Below are 3,222 nucleotides of genomic sequence, written 5' to 3' on the forward strand. Positions count from 1 at the left end.
CGCACGGCCGCCGAGCGCGCCGAGTTCGCCGCCGCCCTCTACGAGCTGCGCCGCCACAAGGGCCTGACGCCCGAGCAGGCCGAGGCCCTCATGGACGACGTGCTGTACTTCGGCGTGATGATGGTGAAGCAGGGCTTGGCCGACGGCATGGTGGCCGGCGCCTGCCACGCCACGGGCGACGTGCTGCGCCCGAGCCTGCAGATACTCAAGACCGCGCCCGGCGTGAAGCTGGTCAGCTCGTTCTTCGTCATGTGCGTGCCCGACTGCGACTTGGGCGCGAACGGCACGTTCCTGTTCTCCGACTGCGGCCTGGAGGTGCAGCCCGACAGCGAGAGGCTGGCGCACATCGCCGTGAACTCCGCGAAGTCGTGGGAGACCCTCATGGGCGAGGAGGCCCGCGTGGCGCTGCTCTCGCATTCGACCCATGGCTCGGCCAAGAACGCCGACGCCGCCAAGGTGGTGGAGGCGACCGAGATCGCACGCGAGCTGGCGCCGGACCTGGCGTTGGACGGCGAGCTGCAGCTCGACGCGGCCATCATCGGCTCCGTGGGCGCGTCGAAGGCGCCCGGCTCCCCCGTGGCCGGCCGCGCGAACGTGCTCGTGTTCCCCGACCTGGACGCCGGCAACATCGGCTACAAGCTCGTGCAGCGCCTCGCCTGCGCCGAGGCGTACGGCCCCGTCACCCAGGGCATCGCCGCGCCGGTGAACGACCTGTCACGCGGCTGCTCCGCCGACGACATCGTGGGCGTCATCGCCATCACCTGCGTGCAGGCCCAGGCGAAAGCCATCGAATAGCGAAGCGCCTGCAGGCCGCCCCCGCCTATGCGCAAGGGGGCGGCCGAGCGCAGGGGATTTCCTGCTCCCCCGGACGGCCATGCACGGCATACCAAGGCGGCCCCGCGCGTTGCGCGGGGCCGCTCCAGGTTCTGGGCTCGCAGGAGAAAGCGCCCTACACCAGCACCGGCTCCTCGTCGAACACGGTGCCTTCCACGCGCATCTGCTCGTGGACGATGTCGTAGGTGTCGCGCGCGATCATGTACTCCTCGTTCGTGGGGATGATGATGATCTTCACCTGCGAGGAGTCGGCCGATATCTCGCGCTCGAAGCCGCGCTGGCGGTTCTTCTCCTCGTCGAGGATGATGCCGAGCGGCTGCAGGCCGGTGAAGATCATGCGGCGCATCTTCTCGCAGTTTTCGCCCACGCCGGCCGTGAGCACGATGGCGTCCACGCCGCCCATGACGGCGATGTACTGGCCGATGTACTTCTTCACGGAGTTCGAGTACATGTCGTAGGCGAGCATGGCGCGCTCGTCGCCCTTCTCGGAGGCGTCGCGCACGCTGCGCAGGTCGTTCGAGATGCCCGAGATGCCCAGCAGGCCCGACTTCTTGTTCATGAGGTCGTTCATCTCGGCGCCGGTCAGGTTCTCGTGCTCCATGACGAAGGGCACGATGGCCGGGTCGATGGCGCCGCAGCGCGTGCCCATCATGAGGCCATCGAGCGGCGTGAGGCCCATGGACGTGTCCACGGCCACGCCGTGGTCGATGGCGCTGATGGAGCAGCCGTTGCCCAGGTGGCACGTGATGAGCTTGAGGTCCTCTATCGGCTCGTCGAGCACGGCGGCGGCGCGCTCGGAGATGTAGCGGTGGCTCGTGCCGTGCGCGCCGTACTTGCGGATGGCGTACTTCTCGTACAGCTCGTAGGGCAGCGGGTACATGTAGGCCTTCGGGGGCAGCGTCTGGAAGAACGACGTGTCGAACACGGCCACCATGGGCACGTCCGGCATGTGCTTCTGGCAGGCGTGGATGCCCATGAGGGCGGCACCGTTGTGCAGCGGCGCGAGCTCGGCCAGCTCGTCTATCTTGTCGATGACGTCCTGGTCGATGAGCACCGAGCGGTCGAAGTACTTGCCGCCCTGAACGATGCGGTGCCCCACGGCGTCGATCTCGTCGAGCGAGTCGATGGCCTTCGCCGGGCCCGACGTGAGCGATTCCAGGACGAGCGCCATGGCGTCGTCGTGGTCGGACATCTTGGCGTCGATGACCTCCTCGTTCTTGTCGAGGCCGTGCTTGTGGAAGGCCTCCGCCGAGCCCACGCGCTCGCAGATGCCCTTCGCGAGCAGCTCGTGCTGCTCCACGTTCACCAGCTGGTACTTCAAGGAAGATGATCCTGCATTGATAACGAGAACGTTCAACGACCTGCCTCCTTTTGGGCTCAATTCCTGAAACAATTAGTTTAGGGAAGCACTGCGGTCGTTGAATGGATACGGCCCGTTCATTCGGCAAACGGCGCGCCGCTCACCGAAAAAGCGTGACAGGGGGACGGGGATATTGTCACATTCCGTGACGCATCACGACCAGGCAAGACGAACGTGAATGTGACAATATCCCCGTCCCCCTGTCACGCCCCGTTGCCGCAGAGCTACTTCCGCGAAGGGTCGCCCGAGTTCATGGGGGCGCCGCCCAGCACGTGCACGTGCAGGTGGTGCACCGACTGCTGCGCGTCATTGTTCGTGTTCACGATCACGCGGTAGCCGCTCTCGGCGATGCCCTTGATGTCGGCAACCTTGCGCACCGTGTTGAACAGGTAGCCCAGCTCCTCGTCCGGCACGCCGTCGCCGATGTTGTCGTAGTGGTCCTTCGGCACGATGAGCGTGTGCACCGGCATCTGCGGGCTCACGTCCTCGAACGCGAGCACCCGCTCGTCCTCGTACACCTTCGTCGACGGGATCTCCCCCGCCACTATCTTGCAGAACAGGCAGTCTTCCTTGCGCATGGCGCCCTCTCCTTCCTTTCCGTGCGCCGCCCCGTCGGGGCGGCGTCAGCCTACGACAGCGTGGCGTCGCGCGTGGCGTCGTCCACCTCGCCCTCGAGCTCGCCCATCAGCACCTCGACCTTCTGCTGCGCCTCGTTCAGGCGGCCCTGCAGCGCGCGCAGCAAAGACACGCCGCGCTCGTAGCTGACCAGGCTGTCCTCGAGCTCCAGCGAGTTGCTCTCCAGAACCCGCACGATGCCGTCGAGCTCGCCCATGGCCTCGCGGAACGTCAGCTCCTCGACGGGCTTGCGATCACCGGTCTCCATTGTCCTCATCCTCCCATAGTATCATCTCGATGTCCTCGCGCCGAGCCGACTCCACGCGGCACGCCAGCACGCCGTCCGACACCGTCACCTCGAGCGCCGATCCAGGCGGCGCGTCCTCGACGCGCTTCGCCACGGCGCCCTCCTG

General features: G+C 66.6%; 4 protein-coding genes. 1 reads left to right on the forward strand and 3 read right to left on the reverse strand.

Translation table 11 applies throughout. The features are described 5' to 3' along the window. On the forward strand, positions 1–795 hold a 795-nt coding region (gene pta / locus GPA_RS02210), incomplete at its 5' end, for a phosphate acetyltransferase (RefSeq protein ID WP_083808858.1). A gap of 154 nt (positions 796–949) precedes the next feature. Here the strand turns inward: pta and GPA_RS02215 are convergent. The 3 genes from GPA_RS02215 to xseB form a co-directional block, all read right to left on the reverse strand. Continuing rightward, on the reverse strand, positions 950–2,191 hold the full coding sequence (locus tag GPA_RS02215) for an acetate/propionate family kinase (protein ID WP_049783982.1): 1,242 nt from the start codon (positions 2,189–2,191) through the stop codon (positions 950–952). Between the two features lie 227 nt (positions 2,192–2,418). Then, on the reverse strand, positions 2,419–2,772 hold the full coding sequence (locus GPA_RS02220) for a histidine triad nucleotide-binding protein (protein ID WP_015538813.1): 354 nt from the start codon (positions 2,770–2,772) through the stop codon (positions 2,419–2,421). 50 nt (positions 2,773–2,822) lie between these two features. Next, complete coding sequence (xseB, locus tag GPA_RS02225; protein WP_015538814.1) at positions 2,823–3,077, reverse strand: exodeoxyribonuclease VII small subunit; 255 nt, start codon at positions 3,075–3,077, stop codon at positions 2,823–2,825. Positions 3,078–3,222 lie beyond the last annotated feature (145 nt).

The sequence above is a fragment of the Gordonibacter pamelaeae 7-10-1-b genome (genome assembly GCF_000210055.1).
In the GTDB taxonomy this organism is placed as follows: Bacteria; Actinomycetota; Coriobacteriia; order Coriobacteriales; family Eggerthellaceae; genus Gordonibacter; species Gordonibacter pamelaeae.

Excerpts from the sequence above, each read along its gene's own strand:
- xseB (WP_015538814.1), bottom strand. The coding sequence starts at position 3,077 with ATGGAGACCGGTGATCGCAAGCCCGTCGAGGAGCTGACGTTCCGCGAG.
- GPA_RS02220 (WP_015538813.1), bottom strand. The coding sequence starts at position 2,772 with ATGCGCAAGGAAGACTGCCTGTTCTGCAAGATAGTGGCGGGGGAGATC.